The 1062-nt window shown below is 58.1% G+C and carries 2 protein-coding genes; both read right to left on the bottom strand.

Annotated elements, in window-relative coordinates; translation table 11 throughout:
• Positions 1-704: IS3 family transposase (locus EDC30_RS19375; protein ID WP_132260593.1), on the bottom strand; the 704-nt coding region annotated here is incomplete at its 3' end.
• Positions 705-739: 35 nt separating this feature from the next.
• Entirely contained in the window at positions 740-1003 is a 264-nt protein-coding gene (locus tag EDC30_RS19370) for a transposase (RefSeq protein ID WP_132260591.1), read from the bottom strand.
• Positions 1004-1062 lie beyond the last annotated feature (59 nt).

Here is a 1062-nt window from a genome sequence, read left to right as displayed (position 1 = left end):
CAACGCCACTCTTCAATCACCTGCCGGGCATGGCGCATCGAGACAAACCAGTGCTCGTTCAGGCATTCATCCCGGAACTTGCCATTGAAGCTCTCAATGTAGGCGTTCTGCTGCGGCTTGCCAGGCTGGATGAAGCGCAAATGCAATCCTCGGCTGTAAGCCCACTCGTCCAGCGCCTTGCCGGCAAACTCAGGGCCATTATCGATAGTGACCGACCTCGGCAATCCCCGGCTTTCGGCTAACCTTTCCATCACTGCCACTACCCGCCTGCCGGGTAGTGATGTATCCACTTCAATGGCCAGGCATTGCTTGGTGAAGTCATCGACAATGTTCAGGCACCGCAGTCGCCTGCCGTCCACCAGCCCATCCGACACAAAGTCCATGGACCAGCTCTCGTTGGGCTTTAGCGCGGGCACCTTCACCTGGCGCTCGACGCCGGCAATACGTTTGCGCTTTCGCTTCCTTACCATCAGACCGGCTTCCCGATACACCCGGTAGGTGCGCTTGGCGTTGATTTCCCAGCCATCCCGACATAGCAGGACATGCAGGCGGCGATAGCCATACCGGCGTTTCTGCGCCGCCAGTTCGCAAAGCCGCTCCTTCAGTTCTGTGTCTGCCGGACGCTTTGTTTCGTACCGATACAGGGAGCGGGAGATGCCAATCAGCCCACAAGCGCGCGTGACACCCATTTCATGAGCTGCCATCAAATGGGAAACCGCAGCACGCTTGGCCTGTGGGCCTACCACTTTCGGCCAACGATATCCTTCAGGGCGGCGTTGTCCAGCATCGACTCGGCAAGCAACCGCTTGAGCCGGGCATTCTCCGCTTCCAAGGCCTTCAGGCGCTGGGCGTCCGACACCGTCATGCCGCCGAATTTCGCCTTCCAGTTGTAATACGTCGCGTCGGAAATGCTGTGCTTGCGGCATAGTTCTGCCACCTTCGCACCGGCCTCGGCTTCCTTCAGGATGCCAATGATTTGTTCTTCGGTGAATCGCTTCTTCATACTGCCTCCCAAGAGGCAGACTCTACATCAAGTCCGTACTAATCTCGGGTAGCAGGTCA

The sequence above is a fragment of the Paucimonas lemoignei genome (assembly GCF_004342585.1).
Classification (GTDB): Bacteria; Pseudomonadota; Gammaproteobacteria; order Burkholderiales; family Burkholderiaceae_D; genus Paucimonas; species Paucimonas lemoignei.
The sequence above is the reverse complement of the archived record's forward strand: the minus strand, read 5'-3'. Positions and strand labels throughout refer to the sequence as shown.

Bases quoted from the DNA above. Each gene is read 5' to 3' on its own strand.
- EDC30_RS19370 (WP_132260591.1), bottom strand. From the start codon at position 1,003: ATGAAGAAGCGATTCACCGAAGAACAAATCATTGGCATCCTGAAGGAA.